This window comes from Flavobacterium aquidurense (assembly GCF_001404985.1).
GTDB classification, from domain to species: domain Bacteria; phylum Bacteroidota; class Bacteroidia; order Flavobacteriales; family Flavobacteriaceae; genus Flavobacterium; species Flavobacterium aquidurense_B.
On the sequence record NZ_JRLF01000014.1, the window covers coordinates 672,616 to 696,643 of the forward strand.

Below are 24,028 nucleotides of genomic sequence, written 5' to 3' on the forward strand. Positions count from 1 at the left end.
GATATGAAAAGCCGAATTAATTTACTTTTTTTCGTTGTTTTTTTATTGATGTTAGCCTCCTGCGGAACGTCAAGATCTATGCGTCATCAGCCTGAAATTTCCCAATATAATGCTACAAAACCAGTTGTAATAAAACAATCTGACAGCGTTTTTATCTCTGGAAAAAATTCACTTTTAAAAAACAAACAAGGTCTTTGGGAGTTATATGTTGAAGGCGATCCTCTGGAAATTGGTCTCAATACCGGTGCTTTATCTGATTCTCTTTTAAAAAATCAGGAGCATATTTTTTTCTCTAAAATAAAGGATATTGTACCATCTAAATTTCAACAGCGGCTTCTTCGAAATTTTCTAAAATGGTACAACAGGAAATTATATTCGAATGTTCCTGATGAATATCAAGTCGAAATTTTTGGGGTTTCAAAATATACTTCGAATGATTTTGAAAATATTGCACCACAATATCAGCGAAGTTTGTATTTGCACGCTGCACACGATATTGGTCATGCTTTGCAAGATTTAGCCTTGGTTGGCTGTTCTTCTTTTGCTGCCTGGGGAGAAAAATCTGAAGACGGGAATTTAATTCTGGGACGTAATTTTGATTTTTATGTCAGTGACGCTTTCGCGGAAAATAAAATCGTAGCGTTTATAAATCCAAAAGAAGGTCATCGATTTATGATGGTAACCTGGCCCGGAATGATTGGCGCTGTTTCAGGAATGAATGAACAAGGTTTGACGGTTACGATAAATGCTTCGAAATCTAAAATTCCGTTGATTGCCAAAACCCCAATTTCAATCCTGACACGTGAAATCCTGCAACATGCAAAAAATATTGAAGAAGCAATTGCTATCGCTAAAAAAACAGAAGTTTTTGTTTCTGAATCAATTATGGTTGGAAGTGCAAACGATAATAAAGCTGTTTTAATTGAGGTTTCTCCTAAAAAAATGGATGTATACGAAGTACCAAATAGTAATCAATTAATTTGTTCGAATCATTTTCAGGGAGAAGGTTTAAAGGATGAAAAAAGAAATCAACTGCAAATTGCCAATAGTCATTCTGAATATCGCTTTGAAAGAATGCAGGAACTTTTTGCAGAAAATCCAAAAATAAATCCCAAAATTGCTTCTGATATTTTAAGAAATAAAAACGGTCTTAAAAATATTGCTCTGGGTTATGGAAACGAAAAAGCATTGAATCAATTGATGGCACATCATGGTGTAATTTTCAAACCTAAAGAGAAACTGGTTTGGGTATCTGCAAATCCGTATCAGTTAGGAGAGTTTGTTTGTTATAATTTAGATTCCATTTTTAAAGAGAGAAAAATGAATGCTCTTACTTCTTTTCAAGAGAAAAATTTAGACATTCCCAAAGATCCTTTTCTGGAAACTGCGTCATATAAAAACTATCAGAAATTTAGAATCGAAGATGACAAAATAGATTTATATCTAAAAAATAAAGAAATTATAAGTCCTGAATTTATCGCAAATTATCAATCCTTAAACCCTGATTATTGGGTTGTGTATTACAAAGCAGGGTTGTACTTTTATCAAAAAAAAGAATACCGTCTTTCTCAGATCAATTTTGAAAAAGCATTAACCAAAGAAATTACAACAGTTCCTGACAAAACAGCAATTGAAAAATATTTAAAAAAAATCAAAAGAAAATTACAATGATTCCATTAATAGAAAAAGATTCTTTAGAAGAAATTAAAAATTTTCAAGAGCAAAAATTAGTAGAACTTTTACAATACATCAGTCAGAATTCCCCTTTTTATAAACGCCTTTTTGCAGGGCAAAATATTGATATTTCGAAAATTAAAACACTCGAGGATTTACAATATTTGCCTATAACAACAAAAGAAGATTTACAAGAATATAACGATGATTTTTTGTGTGTTCCGCAACATAAAATTATTGATTATGCTTCGACTTCTGGTACTTTAGGCGATCCTGTAACTTTTGGTTTAACAGATTCTGACTTAGACAGATTAGCATATAATGAAGCTATTTCATTTGCCTGTGCCGGAATTGCTGAAGGCGATGTGGTACAATTAATGACCACAATCGACAGAAAATTTATGGCTGGATTGGCTTATTTTCTTGGTTTGCGAAAACTAAAAGTGGGTGTAATTCGTGTTGGAGCCGGAATTCCGGAACTGCAATGGGATTCGATTTTAAAATACAAGCCTTCTTATTTAATTACGGTTCCTTCGTTTTTATTAAAGCTAATTGAATACGCCGAAGCACACGGAATCGATTATAACAATTCAAGTATAAAAGGTGCCATTTGCATTGGAGAATCTTTGCGAAACCAGGATTTTTCGATGAATATCCTATCCAATAAAATCACCGAAAAGTGGAACATCAAGTTGTTTTCGACTTATGCTTCTACAGAAATGAGCACTGCTTTTACAGAATGCGAACACGGAGTTGGTGGTCACCATCATCCGGAATTGATTATTGTTGAAGTTCTCGACGAAAATAATATTCCGGTAAAAGAGGGCGAAATTGGCGAACTGACTTTTACGACTTTAGGCATTGAAGCTATGCCATTATTGCGTTTTAAAACCGGAGATATTGTTCAGTTACACAATAGTCCTTGCGCTTGCGGCAGAAATACGTTGCGTGTTGGCCCAGTTGTAGGTCGTAAAAAACAAATGATTAAATATAAAGGTACAACATTGTATCCGCCAGCGATGAATGATGTTTTGAGTGGTTTTGATAATATCGAAAATCATATTATCGAAATCTCAACCAACGATTTAGGAACAGATGAAATCCTGATAAAAATCGCCGTAAAAAATCAATCTGCTGAATTTTTACAAGAAATAAAAGATCACTTTAGAGCCAAATTAAGGGTTACACCAAAGATAGAATTCGCCTCAAAAGAAACTCTGAATCCGTTAGTTTTTAACCCAATGAGCCGAAAACCTATTCGGTTTTTTGATTATAGAGTTTAGAAAAAAGGTACAAAGTAACAAAGGTCCAGAGGTACAAAGGCTCTTAATCAATGTTATAAAAAAAACCTTTGTCCCTTTGTTACTTTGAGCCTTTGTACCTCGAATTGTGCAATTCGACTAAAAAGTTGTAATTTTGCACAAAATATTGAAGATGGTCAAGATTGGCAACATAGAATTACCCGAATTTCCTTTATTACTCGCACCGATGGAAGATGTTAGTGATCCGCCGTTTCGCAGATTATGCAAAACGCATGGCGCTGACATGATGTATTCTGAATTTATTTCGTCAGAAGGATTGATTCGTGATGCTATTAAAAGTAGAATGAAGCTGGATATTTTTGATTACGAACGTCCGGTTGGAATTCAGATTTTTGGTGGTGATGAAGAAGCAATGGCGCTTTCGTCTAAAATTGTTTCTACGGTAAAGCCTGATTTAGTGGACATTAATTTTGGATGTCCGGTAAAAAAGGTAGTTTGTAAAGGTGCAGGTGCAGGAGTTCTAAAAGATGTCGATTTGATGGTACGTTTGACAAAAGCGGTCATCAGAAGTACTGATTTGCCCGTTACTGTAAAAACCCGTTTAGGCTGGGATGAAAATTCTATCAATATTGATGAAGTTGCCGAAAGACTTCAGGATATTGGTGTTCAGGCTCTAACGATTCACGCAAGAACCCGTGCACAAATGTATAAGGGACATTCTGACTGGTCACATATTGCCCGAGTAAAAAACAATCCGAGAATTACAATGCCTATTTTTGGAAATGGCGATATCGATAATCCTGAAAAAGCATTAAAATATAAAAACGAATACGGTATTGACGGAATCATGATTGGTCGTGCTGCAATTGGTTATCCGTGGATTTTTAACGAAATCAAGCACTATTTTAAAACAGGTGAACACTTGGCTGCTCCAACAGTTGCTGATCGTGTAGAAGCCGCGAGAAACCACCTTATGTGGTCAATGGAATGGAAAGGTGAACGTTTAGGAATCGTTGAAATGCGACGTCATTATACCAACTATTTCAAAGGAATTCATTCGTTTAAAGAATACAAACAAAAGTTGGTGACCACTGATGAACCTGAAGCTTTGTTTACCATTATGAAAGAAATTGAACAGGTTTATGCCGGATATGAGTTTGTTTAGACTATAATAATCTTTGTCAAGTTTAAAACTATGGTAAAGATGCTGATACAAAAAAGACCTTCAAAATTGAAGGTCTTTTTTGTTTTTTATTAATCATCATAATGAAATCTACATTGTATTATAATACATTTTTGATCGATTCCTTTAGTTCCAGAAACTTTATAAACTAATCGATGTTCTCCATTAATTCTTCGGGACCAAAAGCTTTTTAAGTCATGACGTAACGGTTCTGGTTTCCCAATTCCTTTAAACGGATTTTGTCTAATTGATTTAATTAATTCTTTTATTTTTATTGCGGTGTCAGTATCATTTTCAATCCAGTATTCAAACTCTTCCCAACCATTTTTAGTAAAACAAATATCCATAGAATCTAAAGTTCATCTAAATTATAAGTACTGAGTTTTCCATTTTCCATTTGTTCTATAGATTCTGAAAGTCTTTTTCTATTCGCTTTAGTTGATAGCAAATGCTGTGTTTCTAATATTGAATTGTATTCTTTCATAGAAATTATTACAACCGCATCTTCCTCAGTATTTCTTGGAACGACAATAATCTCTGATGATTCAGATACTTCATCAAAATAGTTTTTGATATTTTTTCTTAATGTAGATATTGTTATTGCTTTCATTTTTACTTGATTTAAAGCGTGCTTTATTTTGTACATTCAAAGGTACAAAAAATATTCTACAAAAAAGACCTTCAAAATTTGAAGGTCTTTTTTTGTATAAACTATACTTGAATACGTTTCCATTTTCCTCTTTTGTAGAAAAATATTCCCGCTAATGTTATGGCAGTTTCGGCAACCGGAATTGCAATAAAAACTCCTGTTGGTCCCATATTAAAATGTTTAGCCAATATGTATGCTAACGGGATTTGGAACAACCAAAAACCAAAAAAATTAATTCCGGTTGGTGTCCAGGTATCTCCTGCTCCATTGAATGTGTTGATTAAAACCATTCCAATTCCGTAAAAGATAAAACCGATACTCATAATCTGTAAAGCTTCAACGGCTATTGTTCTTACCAATTCATCATTCGTAAAAAACGAAATGATATATTTTCCAAAACATAGTGTAATTATCATGATTGTTGCCATAAAAATGACATTATATCTGGCTGTGGTATAAACGGATTTCTCAGCACGATCAATTTGTTTTGCTCCTAAATTTTGCCCAACCAACGTGGCTGCGGCATTACTCAATCCCCAAGCCGGAAGAATAAAAAACATCATAATTCTAAGTGCTGTCTGGTATCCTGCTGATCCATGATCACCGCCTGTTGTTGCTACCAATTGCGCCAGGAATATCCAGCTACAAGAGGCAATAACAAATTGTAAAACACCGGGAGCTGCAATTTTGACCAATGCTTTTATCTGATGAAAATCCGGAATGAAATATGAAATTTTAATTTTCAAAACACCATTGCCTAAAAACAAATGATATAATTGGTACAATACCCCAATGGTTCTCCCTAATGTTGTTGCTATAGCCGCACCAGTTAATCCAAAAGCTGGAATTGGCCCAAGACCATTAATTAATATAGGGCATAATATGATATTGCAAATATTGGCTAACCAAAGACTTTTCATGGCAATAGCTGCATTTCCTGCTCCACGAAATATTCCGTTGATCAGGAATAAAAGCATAATACATAAACTTCCGCCAATCATAATTTGGGTAAAGATATATCCGTGTTCTGCGGCTTGTTCTGATGCACCCATCAAAATCAAAATTTCTTTGGCATACAGAACTCCCAGAATGCTAATTATGGTATTAATTACCAAGGCAACTATAATAGCCTGCATTCCTGCTTTTGCTGCAGCAACAGGATCTTTTTCGCCAATACGCCTTGCTACAACTGCTGTTGCGGCCATACTCATACCTATTGCGACTGAATATATAATAGTAAGTACAGATTCAGTAAGACCAACGGTTTGAATAGCAAAACTGCTATGCTCTAAATGTCCTACGAAATATAAATCGACCAAAGCAAAAACAGATTCCATCATCATTTCTAAAACCATTGGAATGGCCAATAGAATAACGGCTTTTTTTATGCTTCCTGCTGTATAATCAAAAGATTCATCTCCTTTGATTGCTTGTTTTAAAGTGGTGAAAATTTTAGAAAGTAAACTTTTCTTTATTGTTGTTTCTGTCATGATGTGTTAGGATAAAAAATGGTATTAGCTCAGATACAATAATCTGAACTCGAAAAAATAAACGTAAGTATCCTAATTATTAAAAAAATAAAATAGGATTAGGCAGAAACAATCATAAACTGTAGTTTTTTAAGAGGATAAATATAAGTAATATTTTTTAGGAAGAAATATTAATCCAATAACTTTTTACTTACTCTGCTACTGGCAATTAAAGAAGCTACAAAACCTAGTGATACAATCGTTCCCATAACTATAAGTACGTTTTCGAGATTGAAAACTACGGGATATGCCAAGGTTGGCGTAATCATGATTAGTTCATATTGTTGCTGTAAAAGCACTAAAATAATACCCAGAACAAGACCAATTATACCTCCAAAAACGCTGAGTAAAGTTCCCTGAAGCAGGAATATTTTTCGCAGGCTATTGATTTCTGTTCCCAGATTAAAAAGGGTTTTTAAGTTTCCTTTCTTCTCTAAAATCATCATTATCAAAGCTCCAACTAAGTTAAAAAGTGCTACAATAATTACTAAGGTAAAAATCAGGTAAACAACAATATTCTCTGTATTCAGCATTTTGTACAAAGACTCGTTAAGTTGCGCTCTGTTTTTTGAGGTGATTTTATTATTGAAAATTGTTTTTAGTTGATCACTAATAGCATTTTCGTTGGCATTATCTTTCAGATTAAATTCGATTCCCGAAATTTGATTGGGTTTGTACATCAATAATTCCTGTGCTAAACCCAAATCTGCAAAAACATATTTTGAATCTAAATCTTCACTGATCGAATAAATTCCAACTGGCAGAACATCTGTTTTATTAAATGCTTCGTCAGGATTTTCAATTGCGCCTTTTCCTGGTTTTGGTGCAAAAATTTGTAATGGGTTTTCGAAATCAAGAATTCCCATCGAAAAATCCTGAGCAATTCCGTAGCCAATAACCACCTGATAAGTATCAGGTTTAAACCATTCGCCATTAAAGAGCTTTTTTTTGATATCGTTTACAACCGGATAGTTTTTGTCGACTCCTTTTAGATAAGTTACCTGCTGTTTGTCTTTAAATAAAAACAGAACCCTTTCTTCAATAATTTTGGTGTATGAAACAACGCCATCAATCTTTTTAATTTGATTTTCCTGATCTGGTGTAATCAAAAATGATTTTCCGTATGTGCTTGTAATTTTTAAATCAGGATCTATTTCGTTTGTAAACGAAAGGCTAAAAATTTTTAATCCGCTAAAAACGGACAATACCACAAACAAAGCCATTGTACCAACAATAATTCCCATGCTGGCAATACGATTAATAATATTGATAGCATTGTTTTTACTCTTGCTAAAAATATAACGTTTGGCTATGTAAAGGGGGAAATTCAATTTATGATTTTCTTCTTTTTTCTAAAAGATCACGATTTTCAATTGGGTTTTCTCTGTTTGATAACGCATTATCAATTTTTTCGATATAGTCTAAAGAGTCATCGATAAAGAATACAAGATTTGGTACACGACGCAATTGCAAACGTACACGTTGCGATAAATCGTGTTTGATTAAAGTACTGTTTGATTTTATACCTTCTAAAGTTTCTTTGGCTTTGTCCTGAGGAAAAATGCTTAAATACACGGTTGCTACAGATAAATCTGAAGTAACACTAACTTTGGATACCGAAATTACCAAATTACTAATTCCGTTTTTTCTCACTTCACCTTGCAAAATATCAACCAAATCTTTCTGGATGACACCGCCTATTTTTTTCTGTCTATTTGTTTCCATAGTGCAAAAATACTATTTTTAAATTTCAATCTTAACAATTTAAGCTGAACAATTGCAATTGTAACATAAAAAAGGGAGCTAATTAGCTCCCTTTTATTATCTGTTTTGCAACCATCCTTCGGGATTGTTGTTTGTTGTATTTTGAAGAATCAAAAATTTAATGATTGTTTTTCCGGTATCTCCACTGGTTCTTACTTTTCCAATGACTTGTTTCACTTTTACTTTGTCTCCTTGATCAACGGATACCTGACTTAGGTTTTGATATACCGTAAAGTAATCTCCATGCTGAATAAAAACTGCTCTGTTTACTGGTGACAAGGCTATAACTTTTGATACGACTCCTTCAAATACGGCACGTGCACTTGCTCCTTGTTCTGTAGTAATCTCTACTCCTGAATTATGAACCGTAAGTGTTGGATATAATGGATGTGGCTGATCTCCGTAACCAAGCGATATAAATCCTTTCTCTACCGGCCAAGGCAATTTTCCTCTGTTTGCTTTAAAATCGGCAGCTAAAATTTTACCTTCCGGGGTTAAAGTAATCCTGTCTGATGAATAACTTTTAGGTGCTGCTGCTTCTGCTTTCTCTGCTTCGCTGGCTTTACCTTCTGCAATTCTTTTACGTCTTTCTTCTTCTGCTCTTTGATTCGCTAATCTAATTTGTTCACGGATAAGATCCTTAATTTTGGCGTCGATCCTTCTCGATTCCTGTTGCTTAGATCTTGTATCTGCAATAATTTTATTTTTATCTTTTTTAATCGAATTAACTAATTTTTGCTGCTCTTGTTTTTCAATCTCCAGACTTTGTTTTTCTTTTTGATTTTCAGCAATAATCTTTTTCTTAACTTGTCTTTGACCGTCTAACTTAGCATTATAGTCGACTAATTCTGCTGTTTTTGATTGAATTTCTAAACCTTGATTTTTTCTAAAATTGGTATATTGTTTTAGATACTGAGCTCTTTTATAAGCTTGCAAAAAGCTCTCTGAAGATAAAATAAACATAGCCCTGCTTTGTTCTGATCTGCTTTTATAGGATTTCAGAATCATCTTTGCATAATCTGCTTTTAATACTTCAAGTTCTTTTTTTAGTTTATTAACCTTCACTTGGTTAATGTACATATCATTGCTTAAAAGCTTTTCTTGTTTTGCGGTAGTATTAATCAGTTTCTCTTTTAGTTTGATTTTATTGGCCTGAATCAAAAAAACATTCACTGCTGATTTTTCTTTTTTCTTTACAGACTGTAACATTTTTTCGTTATCTCTAATTTCCTGCTGAATCTGAGCTTTACGCTGTTCAAGTTTTTCTTGCTGCGAATCTTGCGCCCACATAAATGTAGTGGCACATATAAAAATTAGGCTTAGGAGAAATTTTGGCATGTTTGTGTTTTCTTTTTGCAAATTTACTTAATTATAACTTTTTTATAACCACTTGGTACGCTATAAGGAAAAGAAAGTTCTTCATTAAATGAAATATTATTATAATTCAGATTAATATTGGTTTTTCCTTTTGGCTGAATTGCATTAATTTCAATACTTGTTGGAAGCGTTCCCTGATTAAAAACTTTACTATCTGAATATAAAATTTCTAACATTCTGTTTTCTGAAGGTTGCGAAATCTCTTCTTTTTGCAATAGATATTTATCCGCATCCAAAAAGAAAGATTTCTTTATGTTTGCCTCTTTTTGATCTTCTAACTTAAAAAGGTTCTCTACAATTGTTTGTGTATATTTTCCTTTTCTTAAATCGTCAAGTGCTTCTCCAACTAACAAATTTTGAACCTTGCTATAATCTAATTCAGTGCCTAACCATTTGCTTAAACTGGTAAAATCACCTTCATAATAGGTACTGTTTATTTTTTCGTAGTAACTTACTGCTGTTGGTGTTATCAAAGCTTTTGCCATTGTAATCCCTAAAAAACGAACACTTACCAAAATTTGTTTGTCTTTCTCTATTTTAATTTCAGCAGTAACATTCTGACTTTGTTTTTCATCAGCATATTTTGCACTGGCTTTTATGTATAAAGTCGAAAAATCTAACTTATTATCATAGTGTTTGTCAATTGCTTTCTTGTCTTCTTTAACAACAACTTCTTTAGTGTCATTATTTTGTACTGCAACTGCTTTTGATTTACAAGAAATCATAGAAACCGTTACTAATACTATGGCTATATATTTTTTCATATGAGTTTACTCTTTACTTTTTTTTCTTTAATAATTCACTTGCCTTCAAAAAGTATTCCTCTTTTTTCTTAGCATCTCCCAAACCATTATATGCCTCTCCTAACTGAATATTAAAATTTGCTTCAAGCGTTTTATCATCGACCACATAATCGAGTCCCATTTCCAGAACGGTTTTTGCATTTTTAAATTGTTGCAACTGATTGTTTCCTAAGCCGGCATAATAATAAAACTGAGGCTGACTAGGATAAACTTCAATCATATTCATCGCTCTTTTTGTCATTGGTTCAAATTGTTTTGCTTGCGTATAAGCTTCCAGCAACAACAAATTGGTTTCACGATCTGTATCTGAATTTGATTTTAAATCTTTTTCATAATACTTAATCGCATTGGCAAACTGACCTTTACTGTGATAAAATTTTCCTATTTCTTTTGCAACATCAATCTCTTTATCGTTGTCAAAATAGGCAATTGCTTTTTCCAGATCAGGAGCATATTGTGGATTTTTATTCACATAAATCAAAAACTCATTTAAAGTACGATGTTTAATTTTAGAATCAATTTTAGAACTTGACAAAATTACATTCATCGCCTTAATGGCTTTATCTGCCTGGTTTGCGTCTATATTAACTTTAAACAAACTAACTTGTGCCCACTCTGATGTTGGAACCTCTTTTGCTAATTGTTTTGCAACTTCTAAAGCTTTATCTGTTTCTTCAGATTTTGAATATAAAAAAATCAGATTGATATAATTCGATTCTTCTTTTGGATTCTTTTTTATCAGATCGATCAGGTTTGCTGCTTCGGCATTTTGATATTTTCCCTGAGATAAAATCTGTAATTTGTATCGGTCACGATCTTCTGATTTTCCAAATTTATCATTCATTTCGTTGATAGTCACAAGTGCTTTGTCAAATTGATTTGTGATCATATACAATGAAATCAGATCATCTTTGTACTCTTCATCAAATGCAATTATTTTCTGAATCGTTTCAATTGCCAAAGGGTAATTCTTGGTTTCGTAACTTACATCGTAAATCCCTAACCAGTACCATTTGTTTTTTTGATCTAATTGAGTTGCTTTTTCAAATGAATCCTGTGCATTTCGATAATCTTTTAAAGACAGGTAATTTTTTCCTAACTCAAAATAAGCTACGGCGTCATTAGGTTTTAGCCTTACACATTTTTCTAATGATGTAATGGCTTTATCATAATTTTCAATTCCTTTTTGTTTTAAAGATTCATAAAAAGCATCCTGATATTCATCCGTTGCCATAGCAATATCTTCGGGTTCTGTTTGAGCCATAACCGAAATTGGATTGCAAAGCAAAACGAAAAACAAAATCACTATAACTCCTTTTTGTATCATCTCTAAAATTTAATCTTTAAACAAAAACGGATTTATTAAACTTATAATTTATTCTAAAACCGAATAATCTCCAATGCTAATACTGGTAAATTTACCATCATAAACAACATGATTTCCTATCATGGCATTGTCTAAGTTAGCATTTTTTATTTGAGAATAGGTTTGAACGAGACTATTTTTGATTGAACTATCAATAACGTGACATCCTTTTCCTATTGAAACATTAGGTCCAACTGTAGCATTTTTCAACACTACATTTTCTCCAATATAACAAGGAGGAATAATGGTTGAATTTTCTAGTTTTACATCATAATCAACTAAATGTTCTCCGTCATTATGTAAAAATCCCAGCATTCTTGAATTGGTTTCAACAGTAACATCTTTGTTTCCGCAATCCATCCATTCGTCAACGCTTCCGGTTTTAAAAACTTTACCATTAGCCATCATTGCTTTGATTCCGTCGTTGATTTGATATTCTCCTCCATTTTGGATATTATTATCTAAAACTCCCTGAAGTTCTTTTTTCAAATCGCCAACTTCTTTAAAATAATAGATTCCGATAACGGCTAAATCGCTTACGAATTCTTTTGGTTTTTCAACCAATTCTATAATTTCATTATTTGCGTTTAATTTTACTACACCAAATGCTTCTGGCTGTTCTACTTGTTTTACCCAAATTACAGCATCAGCAGCAGGATCTAATTCAAAATCTGCTCTGATTAATGTATCTGCGTAAGCGATAACCGCGGGTCCGGATAAAGATTCTTTGGCACACATAATTGCATGACCAGTACCTAGTGGTAAATCCTGACGATATATTGAAGCTTTTGCTCCTAAACTTCCGGCCAATTCTTCTAAACTTGCTACAAGATCATCTCCAAAAAAAGCAGGATCTCCTAAAATAAAAGCAACTTCTTCGATAGGTTCTTTTAATATTTTAGCAATATCTTCGACCAAACGATGAACAATAGATTTTCCTGCAACAGGAATTAATGGTTTAGGAACAGTTAAAGTATGTGGCCTTAGTCTTGATCCGCGACCCGCCATTGGAACGATTATTTTCATTTTATCTTTTATTTTATTCGAAGATTTAAAAAATCCTCTGAGTTTGGTTCTTAATTTTTAACCTTAAAGGTTATTTATTTTCTCTTTGTGTTGAAATTTTAACCGCAAAGTTCGCAATCCCGATAGTTATCGGGATTCGAAAAGATCGCCAGGTTTTTTATTTCATTTTAAGGTCGCAAAGTACAGAAGCTGATTACTGTGACTGCGACTGAAAACTTTTTAACCGCAAAGATTACAAAGTTTTTCATTTTATTTATAAGGCCGTAAAGTACAGAAACTGATTACTGTGACTGCGACTAAAAAACTATTTTACACCTGTACTCCCAAAACCACCTTCACCTCTTGATGTTTCAGAAAGTTCTGCAACTTCTATCCATTCTGCTCTTTCGTGTTTGGCAATAATTAATTGTGCAATTCTTTCTCCGTTTTCAATTATAAATTCTTCATTTGATAAATTTACTAAAATTACCCCTATCTCACCTCTATAATCGGCATCAACAGTTCCTGGAGAATTTAAAACCGTAACTCCTTTTTTAGCAGCTAAACCGCTTCTTGGTCGAACTTGTGCTTCGTACCCTATTGGTAATTCAATAAAAAGTCCCGTTTTTACAATGGTTCTTTCTAATGGTTTTAATGTTATGGATTCTGTTAAATTCGCACGTAAGTCCATTCCTGCCGAAGCAATTGTTTCGTAGTTTGGTAATGCGTGCTGTGATTTGTTGATAATTTGTATTTTCATTTTTATTTTAAAAGATTAAAAATCAAATCGAATTTGTTCAAATTCAATTTTACTTTCTATTCATAATTCCCTTGATAGTGTCTTTTTCGTTGTGATACACAAAATACATGAATGCTAATAATAACGGAATCCCAACAAAATAATTCTCTCTAAATCCGTAAAAAGAAATAGCCGAAAAACCAATTGAAATCCCTAAATAAGCGCCAATTTTATTCATGTCATATGGTATTGGATAGTATTTATTTCCTAAAACATAAGAAATTAACATCATACTTCCGTAAGCAGAAATAGTTGCAATTGCTGAACCGTAGTAACTGTATTTTGGAATTAAGAAATAATTTAAAACCAATGTCACAATTGCACCCACAATTGAAATGTATGCTCCAATTTTTGTTTTATCTGTCAGTTTATACCAAACCGATAAATTGTTATAAATTCCTAAAAAGAAGTTTGCCAATATAATTAGAGGAACTACTTTCATTGCTTCCCAGTATTCTTTATTGTCAAGCAAAAGATATTTTAAAACATCTGCAAAAACAATAACTCCCAATAAAATCAATGAACCAAAAATTACAAAGTATTTTGTGATTACAGCATAGGTTTGTGGCGCATTTGCATTTTTAGCATGACTAAAAAAGAAGGGTTCAATTCCTAATCTAAAAGCTGTTGCAAACAAAACCATAAAAAGTCCTAATTTATAACAAGCCGAATAGGCTCCAACTTCAGATTTTGCAAGATTTTCAGGTAATAAATATCCCAGAAGGATTTTATCGAAATGTTCGTTAACGGCAAAGGCTAATCCTGCTACCAAAATTGGTAAACCGTATTTCATCATTTTCTTCCAAAGTACGGGATCAAATTTTCTTCCAAGCGAAAGATAATTTGGAGAAAGCACTATAAAAGTAGCCAGACTCGCTAATAGATTTGCAATGAAAATATAAGCAATCTGGAAATTCTCAACATATAAATTATCCCAAACCGAATTAGGATTTGAAGCGGCAAGTTTTGGTAAGTATATTAAAAAGAAAAAGTTTAGCAACATATTGATTACTACATTTCCAATTTTAATTGCAGCATAAACCATTGGTCTCTGATTGGCTCTTAGCTTAGAAAACGGCACTAAAACCAAAGCATCTAAAACTAATATCCAAACTGAATAGGTAATATATTGTACATCGACTTCGGCAAGGCTTGCCAATGTATTTCTAAAAATTAAAGCAGCGAACAAGAAAATAATTGAGGACCAGAATATGGATATTGTCGAAGTTGCTATTACATTTTTCTTGTCATCCTCTGCACTGTAGAATCTAAAAAATGCCGTTTCCATTCCGTACGAAAGAACCACATTAAAGAAAACCATCCATGACAAAACGATCGAAACCTCGCCATATTCTGCAGTTGGTAAAATACCGGTATACAATCTTACCAATAAAAAACTTAGCATTCTTGGCAATACCGTTGCTAGTCCGTAAATAGCAGTTTGTTTGAACAGATTTTTATATAATCCCAAAATAATTTTATAATAAAGTTTGTAAAACAAAAATAACCAATTCTTTGGTTTATTATTGATTTTGTTGGTTCAATAAAAAAACTTGCGTGAATTTTATTGTGTCAGTTTTTTTTCGTCAAGAATTTTAACAAAATGAAAACCTTTTGGTCCGTAACCTTGATTGTAGTAAAAGCGGTGTGCGGCAAAATTTCCGGTAAAAGCGTCTAAAACTATAGAACTGCAATTCAGGTCTAAAGCTTTTTTTTCGACATAATCTGTCAATAATTTTCCTATTCCTTTAGAACGATGATCGGGATTTACTACAAAATTATCAATTTCGAGATATTTTCCCGTCCATAATTTGGTTGCTGACCAACAACCTGTAATTCCCAGACAAACATCTTCTTCAAAAACGCCAATCTGGATATAGTTATGAGGCACCATTTCAGCAAGATATGCCTCATATTTCTCTACCGATAAATTAGGGTAAAGAAATCGCATAGTTGCTATTTGAGCCAACATTGCTTCTATAGTGATAAGCTCTTTTACTTGTAGTTTCATTGCAATAAAAAAATAGACTTCAAAAATACTTATTTTTTTTAATTGTCTGTTATATAATTCAACCTTAAGTCTGTGTGTGAAATTTATAATAAAGTCTAAAAATTATATAAATTTTCACAAGTACTTCTGTACTAACTTTGTATCAAAGGGAATGAGCAAAGCTAAAATACAACCCTTTAAAAAAAAGCAAAGCCTTGGGACTAATAAAGCTAGTTTGTTCCCACAAAAGACAAAGCACACAGGGATTGATTCTGCTGAAATGTAACCCTTAAAAAAACAGAGCCTTGGGACTAATAAAGCTAGTTTGTTCCCATAAAAGACAAAGCACAAAGGGATTGATTCTGCTGATATGTAACCCTCAAAAAAACAGAGCATTGGGACTAATAAAGCTAGTTTGTTCCCATAAAAGACAAAGCACAACAGAGGTGATAAATCTGTAAATAATTTTATAAAATGGTACTGATTCTCGGTTTTTTGGATAAATTGAGAATCACCATTTTATAAGTCAACATCAAAAAAACTAAAACTGCTATATAAAGAAAAAGGGCCAACATTTACTTGTTGGCTCTTTTTTGTTGTAAATCGTAGTTTAATGGCCATACTCCATTTCATAAAAAACCCTATTCTGTTAGTCATAAAACCTATAATGGCTATTGTGTTCAAAAATCTTATTTAATTTCCTTCTTTTTAGAGCTTCCAAATAATAAGAACTAAAATGTTTTAAACCTTTCCGTACAAATTATTTAAGGAAAACTATTTTGCAATTTCGACGCATAAAATATAGTGAATGGTACTCTAAAAGAAATGGTGCTAATTAATTCATGGACTATTATGAAATTACTAAATATCAAGTTACTCTTTCTTTTTCTCTTACTATTGTCTTCAAAGAAAATTTTTTCGCAACATGTTACTATTCCTTCTGTAGAGATTAATGACCATAAAGAAAATACCGGTATAATACCTATTGATTGTGATTACGACTTTCTTTCGAATAAACGAATTAAGTTAAGAGCAAAATTTCCAGAAATAAGAGAAAGTAACCGTTATTCAGTATCTTCTATTGATTATGTTCCGGCTGGAGATTTTAGTGAGGGAGAAAAAATAATTATATTAAATAAAAGTGGCAAGCAAGATGATACATACAGCGCGGTTATAAATTTGCCTTTCAGCTTTTGTTTTTATGGTAATATGTTTTCACAAATCATCATTAGCGATAACGGAGTAGTTAGTTTTAATACCATTTTGGCGGAAGAAGATTGTGCCCGCGCTCCTTCAGGACCAATTCCGAATGGGCTTCCCAAAAATTCTATTTTCGGGGTTTTTCATGATATGATAAATATAAATCAGGTATTATATCGGGTAGAAGGTAGTTTTCCTAACAGAAAATTTATTATTAATTACAACAATATCCAACAATGGGGATATGAAATGCTCAATAAAAAAAACTCCACCTCACAAATTGTATTATATGAAACTTCTAATATAATAGATGTATATGTAAAAGACCGTTTTAGAAATGAAGGTAGTAATTCTGTTTTTGACGAGAATCCATTTCAAAAAAATGCTGCTTTAGGTCTTACTAACTATGACTCAAGTTCAGGAATTGCAGCTCCAAACAGAGATAGCGGGAACTGGGAGGCGCATAATGAAGCCTGGAGATTTGCTCCTAACGGCAATACCAACATTGCAATTCAATGGTTTAATGCCGGAAGTGAAATTTCAGGAACAAGAAATTTAGAAGAAATATTGGTTTATCCAACCCAAAATACCAAATACGAGGTTAAGGTAACTTATAATTTGTGTACTCCGGTTTTGGTTGCAGATACTATAGAGGTTAAATTTTCGCAGGATTTTCCAACAGCGAAAGAAAGTACTGCATCAGCTTTTTGTATAAATAATGGAGAAAGTTATACCGTGGATTTAACTGTATACGAATCCGAAATAAATCCCGATTCATCACTTTCTTTCTCTTATTTTGAAGATCAAAATCTTACTATTCCGATATTAAATCCTAAATATGCCTATGTTTTTTCTAATAATAAAACTGTGTATGTCAAAGTATTAAAAAGCGGGGTTTGTTATAGTGTCACAAAATTAAACCTGAAATTAAATAAAAAACCTGTAATTCCTCTTAATCAGATTTTTGAAAAATGTGATGAAAATAATGATGGAAAAGAAACAGTCAATTTAAATAGTTTAGGTATTACAGGCCTAAACGGTACCACTTATAAATACTTTGAATCTCAGACAGAAGCAAATGCCGGTACTCCTGAAATTACCAATTATACTGCTTATCCATTAAATGCAAATGGAGAACCTGATAATACCAAGATCCTTTATTTACGAGTATGGAATACTTCTTATAATGATCCTGATTGTTATACTATTGTTCCGTTTAAAATAAAATTAAAACAATATATAAAAGTTAAAAAGCCGGAAAAAGCATTCTTAATTTGTCATGTAACAGAGGGACAAATCATAAAAAATTATAATTTAACCCAACACGAAGCACAACTTCTTGATTCTCCAACTACAGGAATAAACTTCGAATATTATACTAATTCCAGTTATTCTGCTTTTTATAAAATATCTAATCCTGTTTCTGCAACCCTGACTATGAATGCTACTTTTTATATAAAGGCAACTGCTATTGGCTATTGTGATGCATATACACAACTCACTCTTGCTGCAGATGATGATTGTGATGGTTTCCCTGGAGGAGGAAGCGGAGACGGAGGAAGCGCAACCGGCCCAGGCGGCCCAGGTGGAGGTGGCGGCGCTATTTGTGATACAAACGAAACATCATTTACTGTAAATCTTGATATGGATTATCTCAAATTCTATTTACAGGGAGGACTTACTTTATCAGATATTATGCTGATTGGATTTTATGATACTGCCAATAATTCCTTACTTACTGATACTAGCCCTTATAGTTATATTTTTGCACCACCTTTTTTTAAAGTAATACAGGCGCGATTTAAAATAAATTCAAGCGGATTAGAATCTTATGTCAATTTTCCGATAAGTGCGTCACAAAAAGCAACATTAAATCCAGAAACTTTTGAAATATGTGACAGTTATAATGATGGAAAAGAAACCATCACTCTAAAGTCAGATTATAATCCTAAACCAAAATGGCAAATTGCTTTGGAATCAGAATATCCGGGAGCAACAATTCATTTTTTTGCTGCCCTGGAAGATCTGAATAATTATGAATCTGATCCGGGTAACAGCAGCAAAATTATAACTAATATAAATTTAATTCATTCCCTCACTACAGTATACGTTTATGCAAAATATTATGGATGTATTTATACTCATGAAATAAATTTTAATCTGGTTCCGATAGTCGAAAAATTCATAAATGCTTATATAGTTTGTGATTTTGATGATGATAAAAAAGAACTGGTCGATATAATTAAGATAAGTAATAATGAAACTGATATAAAAAATGAGCTGTCTGCCACACAATTAAATGGATTACAAACTCCAATAAGATATTATCGAACTTTAAGTCAGGCTCATGCGGGAGCAACGAATTACATTAGCAATCTCAATAATTTTGAGATCAATGCTTTGCAAATGTCCGTATTTGCAAGACTTAACATAAAGGAGGAATGTCCCGTAATAGTCGAAATTAAATTCCGGTTTACTACTGCTGTAGCTTTACCAATCCTAAAAAATTTACTTATATGTGATGTAAATAATGATAATCAGGAATTTGTGAATTTAACCGAAGCAATTGTAAACAGTGATCCAAATGCGGAAATTACTTTTTACGGAACTCTTTCTGCTGCAGAATCAGGAAATCAAAATTCACCATTCTTTATCTCAAATGCATTGGCAATAAATTATTTGGTAACGGTTTCTCCTACGACTATTTATCTTCGAATATATGATAAAGTTACTACTTGCTGGAAAGTAGTAACTTTTTCTGTTACCCTGATTAAAACTCCGGTACTTACCAATACTATAATAAAAAGTTGTGACTTTGAAAATGATGGAAAAGAAGTCTTAACGACAAGCTATATAAAGGATCAGCTTATTGCTAATAATTCAGGTATTTCTCCAGGCATGATTTATAAATTTTATGAAACGCAGTCAGATGCTACGACAGCATTAACATCTTCTATTACTGTTTTTGAAGCAACTGCCACAAATTCTGTATGGGTTAATATTGCTCAGAATGTTGGAGATTGTCCCATAATAGCAGAACTGAAATTTAAATTGGTAACGTCTCCTGAATTAGAAAAAAAATCACTTGTTTATATCATTTGTAACAATAACACTGGAAACGAAAATGGCGCTATAAAAGAAAACGTAACTTTAGATAGGTATAGAGATGATATTTTAGGTTTTCCGTTAACCGCTAATTATACATTTACTTATTACGACACTACTGAAAATGATGCTATTGCCGGAGGAACTTTTGGTAAAGTAACCTCTGTTTACAGCATTACGTCTTTTCCTAAAACAATTTGGGTAAGAGTACTCTATACTCCTGCCGGATGTTTTTCTATTAAACCAATTGTGTTCAAACAAACTCCTTCTCTTGATAGTAGTATTATAGATTCTGAAATTGTAGCCTGCGCAAATGGACAAATGTCTAAACAAGTTGATTTAAGAGATTACCCTCCGCAGATGATAACATCGTCTGCAAACCTAAATGATTTTATTGTAAGTTATCACAACTCAAGGACTAATGCGGTAAATGATATTGCGCTAAATTTAGACATAACACGTTTTATAGCAACTAGTGCGAGCGAAATTTGGATAAAATTTATCTCTAAAGCAACAAATTGTTATATTATTAAAAAACTGAGCGTTACTATTTACAACACTCCTAAAGCACAGGATATATATGAGGAAGTTTGTGATGAAACAGATGGAAAACTGGATGGAGAATATGTTATTCCTGATTTAAATATTTTTAAACACAGAATAATTACAGGAGAATCCAATCTTGAAAATTTATATATTTTTAGTTATTATAAAAATCAACTTGAGGCTGCTGGCGGAAGTGGAAACACTATAAATAATTTAAACTATACTTTTACAGAATCAAATATACAATCCGGAATTGATTCTGATTCTCATTCAGTTTATGTACGTATTGATAAAAAAGATAATACAGGCTGTTTCTCTGTAGTCGCTGTCAATTTCCTGATTAATAAAAAAGTTCCCATAAATTCAATCCAGCCGGAAATTTTAAAATGTGATGAATCAGATCATGATGGAAAGACAAACTTTGATTTAACAACTGTAAAACTTAACATTTCTAACTACCCAAATGTTATCTTTAGATATTATCCAACAAAAAATGACGCGCAAAATAATACGAATGTTATAATAAACACCGCAAATTGGCAAAATATCAATCCATATGAGCATATTGTTTATGTTAGAGTCAGTGCTTTTGGCTACTGTGATAATATCGCTTCGGTTAAACTACAAGTATATCCATCTATTCAGGTAAACGATTATGTAGGCGTAAGTCTTTGTGAATTTGACCCTGATGGTAAAACTCCGAGTACCGTAAATCTATTGGATGAAGTTAAACACATGACTTCCCAAATTAACAGTATTCCTGAATATCCTACTTTGCTGGACGATCTGGAAATTCTTTTTTATACCAGTTTATCAGATGCTCAAAATCCTACGCTTATCAATGCAATTCCAACATCAGATTTGTCAAACTACACCGTACCTTTAGGAGTAACAAAAATTTGGATTCGGTTTGAAAGCAAAATTTCTAAATGTTTTGAAATCAGGCAATTTTCTATAACTAAATTAAAAGCTCCGGAAATAAAAACTATTTTAACACCATTTAGATGTAGTCCTAATAATGAATTACTTGATGCTGTTGTAACACTCGTTCCTGTTAATGAAAATGAATTATATAGCTATAGTTTCAATAATGGAATTTCATTCTCTAACACAAAAAACACTTTTAATATAAATTCCGAAAAAACAATAAACTATGTTGTTGTAGATAAAAATGGCTGTAAAATTACAGGTCATATATTTATTCCCGGATATAATCCGCGAACAAATATAGATATTTCAATAACGCCTATTTATTGTAATACGCTTGATGGTAGTGCTACAGTTACTGTAAACAATGTAAGTGGCGCTTCGGCTGATTCTTCATATACTTATGAAATTATAAGTCCTACTGGAATCGCTTCAGCAAATTCTACGGGCATTTTTTCAGGATTATTACCAAAAATATATCAAATTAAAGCAACTGATAATGATACAAAATGCTTTATAACAAAATCTATTGAAGTAATAAAAGAACCACAAATTAGTATCGCTGTACAATCACATAATAATATAAGATGTAATGGCAAAAATACAGGATCGATAACTTACATTGTAAACAACTTTATCTCTTCAGCGAAATATAGCTATGAGCTAATACCCAATACATCAGGATTAAAATCTTCACAAATAGGCAATATTATAACTTACTCAGATTTACCAGCAGGAAAATACACTTTTATAGTAACTGATAATATATCAGGATGTACAGCCCAGAATGATTACTTTATCAATGAACCTCTGCCTCTTTTATTTACTGGCAATGCGACTGATATAACTTGTAATAGTGCTAATGATGGCAAAATTAAAGTTACATCTACTGGCGGTACAGGAATTATCAAGTATGCTATTTCTCCAGACTTAACTCAGTTCAATGATAAATTAGTGTTTGATAATTTAGCTCCCGGCACTTATCAAATTTTCGCTCAGGATGAATTAGGCTGTTTAGCCAATGAATCTGTAATCTTAGAGATCAAAGAACCGGAAGTTTTGCATGCCACGGTTATTGATCCTGTATTTCAGGAAATTTGCCAGGGAGATAATGATGGTGCATTTAGTATTAGTGTTTTTGGAGGAACTCCACCATATAGTGTAAGTCTTAATAACCTGAATGGTCCTTATAGATTGATTTCAGGAACACAATATGATTTTACAAAACTTGCCGGTGGTAAAAATCATACGGTATTTATTAAGGATGCCTATTGCTTAACCGAAGTTGAAGTTACAATGGAAGATGCTGTTACATTTAAACCTCAGGCAGCAATTATTTACGATTGCTTAAATAATGCAACAACAAATTCTGTATCTATTTCAATTATTGAAAATAATATTAATCCAGCTGATCTTGATTATACGATAGATAATACTAATATTTATCAGTCTGGTAATGTATTTACAAATCTTAAACCCGGATTACATACTATAAAAGCGAGGCATACAAATGGTTGTGAACAATCAACATTGTCATTTACTATAGATGATATCCAACCTTTGACCTTAACACTAACGAACGGCAAATTAAATGAAATTGTCGCGACAGCTTCAGGTGGAAATGGGCAATATAGATATGCTTTTAATGAAGAATACTACAATTTAACCAATAATTTTTTCATATCTAAATCGGGAATTTACACGGCAATTGTAACTGACAAAAATGGATGTACTGCAACAGCTTCAGGATATTTTGAATACATTGATCTTTGCATACCTAATAATTTTACTCCTAATGGTGATGGAATCAATGATACTTGGGGACCACAATGTGCTGGAAATTATAAAAATCTGACGTTTACTGTTTTTGACCGATACAATCGTTTGATTGGCAATTATAAATTTGGTCAAAAATGGGATGGAAAATATAATAATACAGAATTACCAACTGGTGATTACTGGTACATAATAAAATTAAACGATGCTAAAGATGACAGAGAGTTTATTGGGCATTTTACACTTTACAGATAAGTGATATTATATCATAAAAAAAGAGCCAACAATTAGACTGCACCCAAAAGTTTAGACAAATTAATAATTAAGTTTTATAATAATGAGCTCGATATTGTATCGGGCTCATTCCTTTTAGATTAAGTTTAATTCTGTCATTATTATAATAATTTATATACTCAATAATCTCTTGTTTCAATTGATTAATGGAAGTGTATTTTTTAAGATAAAACAACTCTGATTTTAATATTCCAAAGAAGTTTTCAATTATCGCATTATCAAGACAATTACCTTTTCTGGACATGCTCTGCATAATTCCTTTTTTCTTTAATAAATGCTGATATTGTGCCATTTGATACTGCCATCCTTGGTCAGAATGCAGAGTCAGATTAGTGTTATCGGGTATTTTTTTAAATGCTTTTTCAAGCATATTTAAAACTTGACTAAACACTGGTCTTTGCGATAATTCATAGCTAATTATCTCTCCATTAAACAGATCGATTATCGACGATAGATACAATTTATTGCCAGAAATATTAAATTCAGTCACATCGGTTGCCCATTTCTGGTTAGGTATATCAGCCTTAAAATTGCGCTGTAGCAGGTTAGGAGCTATCTTTCCGTGCTCTCCTTTATACGATCTGTACTTCTTGATTCTGATTAAACTTTTTAATCCTAAAAATTTCATCAATCGAAGTACTGTTTTGTGATTAATTAAAATCCCCTCTTTTTTGAGTAATAGAGTAATACGTCTGTATCCTAATCTACCCTTATGATAATTGTAAATCTGTTTAATTAAATCTTTTATCTCTTGATATTTATCGATTACCTGACCTTTC

At 32.5% G+C, this 24,028-nt stretch carries 17 protein-coding genes; 4 read left to right on the forward strand and 13 right to left on the reverse strand.

From position 1 onward, the window contains the following. The first annotated feature begins 3 nt into the window (after positions 1 to 3). From RC62_RS18400 to dusB, 3 genes are all read left to right on the forward strand, one after another. Entirely contained in the window at positions 4 to 1,671 is a 1,668-nt protein-coding gene (locus RC62_RS18400; RefSeq protein WP_055097709.1) for a C45 family autoproteolytic acyltransferase/hydolase, read from the forward strand. Then, complete coding sequence (locus RC62_RS18405) at positions 1,668 to 2,957, forward strand: phenylacetate--CoA ligase family protein (protein WP_055097710.1); 1,290 nt, start codon at positions 1,668 to 1,670, stop codon at positions 2,955 to 2,957. Before RC62_RS18400 ends, RC62_RS18405 begins: the two co-directional genes overlap by 4 nt. Before the next feature lie 151 nt (positions 2,958 to 3,108). Further along, the gene (dusB, locus tag RC62_RS18410; RefSeq protein ID WP_055097712.1) at positions 3,109 to 4,101 is read left to right on the forward strand and encodes a tRNA dihydrouridine synthase DusB; all 993 of its coding nucleotides are present in this window, start codon (positions 3,109 to 3,111) and stop codon (positions 4,099 to 4,101) included. 89 nt (positions 4,102 to 4,190) lie between these two features. Here the strand turns inward: dusB and RC62_RS18415 are convergent, their stop codons facing one another. The 12 genes from RC62_RS18415 to RC62_RS18470 all read right to left on the reverse strand — a co-directional run bounded on the left by RC62_RS18415 (position 4,191) and on the right by RC62_RS18470 (position 15,422). After that, positions 4,191 to 4,466, reverse strand: a complete 276-nt coding sequence (locus RC62_RS18415) for a Txe/YoeB family addiction module toxin (RefSeq protein ID WP_055097713.1) — start codon at positions 4,464 to 4,466, stop codon at positions 4,191 to 4,193. A 5-nt stretch (positions 4,467 to 4,471) separates the two neighbouring features. Next, positions 4,472 to 4,729 (reverse strand): type II toxin-antitoxin system Phd/YefM family antitoxin, encoded by a 258-nt coding sequence (locus tag RC62_RS18420; RefSeq protein WP_055097781.1) that lies wholly within the window; start codon positions 4,727 to 4,729, stop codon positions 4,472 to 4,474. A 101-nt stretch (positions 4,730 to 4,830) separates the two neighbouring features. After that, positions 4,831 to 6,258: an MATE family efflux transporter gene (locus RC62_RS18425; protein WP_055097715.1), complete on the reverse strand. Its 1,428-nt coding sequence runs from the start codon at positions 6,256 to 6,258 to the stop codon at positions 4,831 to 4,833. Between the two features lie 170 nt (positions 6,259 to 6,428). Then, positions 6,429 to 7,628 carry an ABC transporter permease gene (locus tag RC62_RS18430; RefSeq protein ID WP_055097717.1) on the reverse strand — a complete coding sequence of 400 codons (1,200 nt, stop codon included), beginning with the start codon at positions 7,626 to 7,628 and terminating at the stop codon, positions 6,429 to 6,431. Position 7,629: 1 nt separating this feature from the next. Continuing rightward, positions 7,630 to 8,022, reverse strand: coding sequence for a 30S ribosome-binding factor RbfA (gene rbfA / locus RC62_RS18435; RefSeq protein WP_055097718.1), 393 nt, complete (start codon positions 8,020 to 8,022; stop codon positions 7,630 to 7,632). A 96-nt stretch (positions 8,023 to 8,118) separates the two neighbouring features. After that, positions 8,119 to 9,399 (reverse strand): murein hydrolase activator EnvC family protein, encoded by a 1,281-nt coding sequence (locus RC62_RS18440; protein WP_055097719.1) that lies wholly within the window; start codon positions 9,397 to 9,399, stop codon positions 8,119 to 8,121. 23 nt (positions 9,400 to 9,422) lie between these two features. Continuing rightward, a complete protein-coding gene (locus RC62_RS18445; RefSeq protein ID WP_055097721.1) occupies positions 9,423 to 10,202 on the reverse strand; it encodes a DUF4292 domain-containing protein in 780 nt (259 codons plus the stop codon). Positions 10,203 to 10,215: 13 nt separating this feature from the next. Next, on the reverse strand, positions 10,216 to 11,568 hold the full coding sequence (locus RC62_RS18450) for a tetratricopeptide repeat protein (protein ID WP_055097723.1): 1,353 nt from the start codon (positions 11,566 to 11,568) through the stop codon (positions 10,216 to 10,218). A gap of 48 nt (positions 11,569 to 11,616) precedes the next feature. Continuing rightward, the gene (locus RC62_RS18455) at positions 11,617 to 12,633 is read right to left on the reverse strand and encodes a sugar phosphate nucleotidyltransferase (protein WP_055097725.1); all 1,017 of its coding nucleotides are present in this window, start codon (positions 12,631 to 12,633) and stop codon (positions 11,617 to 11,619) included. A 304-nt stretch (positions 12,634 to 12,937) separates the two neighbouring features. Further along, positions 12,938 to 13,372: a dUTP diphosphatase gene (gene dut, locus RC62_RS18460; protein ID WP_055097727.1), complete on the reverse strand. Its 435-nt coding sequence runs from the start codon at positions 13,370 to 13,372 to the stop codon at positions 12,938 to 12,940. A 49-nt stretch (positions 13,373 to 13,421) separates the two neighbouring features. Further along, positions 13,422 to 14,882: a lipopolysaccharide biosynthesis protein gene (locus RC62_RS18465; RefSeq protein ID WP_055097729.1), complete on the reverse strand. Its 1,461-nt coding sequence runs from the start codon at positions 14,880 to 14,882 to the stop codon at positions 13,422 to 13,424. Positions 14,883 to 14,975: 93 nt separating this feature from the next. Further along, positions 14,976 to 15,422 (reverse strand): GNAT family N-acetyltransferase, encoded by a 447-nt coding sequence (locus tag RC62_RS18470; RefSeq protein WP_055097730.1) that lies wholly within the window; start codon positions 15,420 to 15,422, stop codon positions 14,976 to 14,978. Between the two features lie 831 nt (positions 15,423 to 16,253). Between RC62_RS18470 and RC62_RS18475 the strand changes: the two genes are divergently transcribed. After that, on the forward strand, positions 16,254 to 23,210 hold the full coding sequence (locus RC62_RS18475; RefSeq protein WP_167343866.1) for a T9SS type B sorting domain-containing protein: 6,957 nt from the start codon (positions 16,254 to 16,256) through the stop codon (positions 23,208 to 23,210). Positions 23,211 to 23,277: 67 nt separating this feature from the next. On the opposite strand, the gene RC62_RS18480 is transcribed toward RC62_RS18475, so the two are convergent. Further along, positions 23,278 to 24,028, reverse strand: a 751-nt coding sequence (locus tag RC62_RS18480; RefSeq protein WP_055097733.1) for an IS3 family transposase, incomplete at its 5' end; no start/stop codon positions are given.

Coding starts and splice junctions, on each gene's coding strand:
- rbfA (WP_055097718.1), bottom strand. CDS start 8,022: ATGGAAACAAATAGACAGAAAAAAATAGGCGGTGTCATCCAGAAAGAT.
- RC62_RS18455 (WP_055097725.1), bottom strand. CDS start 12,633: ATGAAAATAATCGTTCCAATGGCGGGTCGCGGATCAAGACTAAGGCCA.
- RC62_RS18445 (WP_055097721.1), bottom strand. CDS start 10,202: ATGAAAAAATATATAGCCATAGTATTAGTAACGGTTTCTATGATTTCT.
- RC62_RS18400 (WP_055097709.1), top strand. CDS start 4: ATGAAAAGCCGAATTAATTTACTTTTTTTCGTTGTTTTTTTATTGATG.
- RC62_RS18405 (WP_055097710.1), top strand. CDS start 1,668: ATGATTCCATTAATAGAAAAAGATTCTTTAGAAGAAATTAAAAATTTT.
- RC62_RS18415 (WP_055097713.1), bottom strand. CDS start 4,466: ATGGATATTTGTTTTACTAAAAATGGTTGGGAAGAGTTTGAATACTGG.
- RC62_RS18420 (WP_055097781.1), bottom strand. CDS start 4,729: ATGAAAGCAATAACAATATCTACATTAAGAAAAAATATCAAAAACTAT.
- RC62_RS18425 (WP_055097715.1), bottom strand. CDS start 6,258: ATGACAGAAACAACAATAAAGAAAAGTTTACTTTCTAAAATTTTCACC.
- dusB (WP_055097712.1), top strand. CDS start 3,109: ATGGTCAAGATTGGCAACATAGAATTACCCGAATTTCCTTTATTACTC.
- RC62_RS18450 (WP_055097723.1), bottom strand. CDS start 11,568: ATGATACAAAAAGGAGTTATAGTGATTTTGTTTTTCGTTTTGCTTTGC.
- RC62_RS18440 (WP_055097719.1), bottom strand. CDS start 9,399: ATGCCAAAATTTCTCCTAAGCCTAATTTTTATATGTGCCACTACATTT.
- RC62_RS18475 (WP_167343866.1), top strand. CDS start 16,254: ATGAAATTACTAAATATCAAGTTACTCTTTCTTTTTCTCTTACTATTG.
- RC62_RS18470 (WP_055097730.1), bottom strand. CDS start 15,422: ATGAAACTACAAGTAAAAGAGCTTATCACTATAGAAGCAATGTTGGCT.
- dut (WP_055097727.1), bottom strand. CDS start 13,372: ATGAAAATACAAATTATCAACAAATCACAGCACGCATTACCAAACTAC.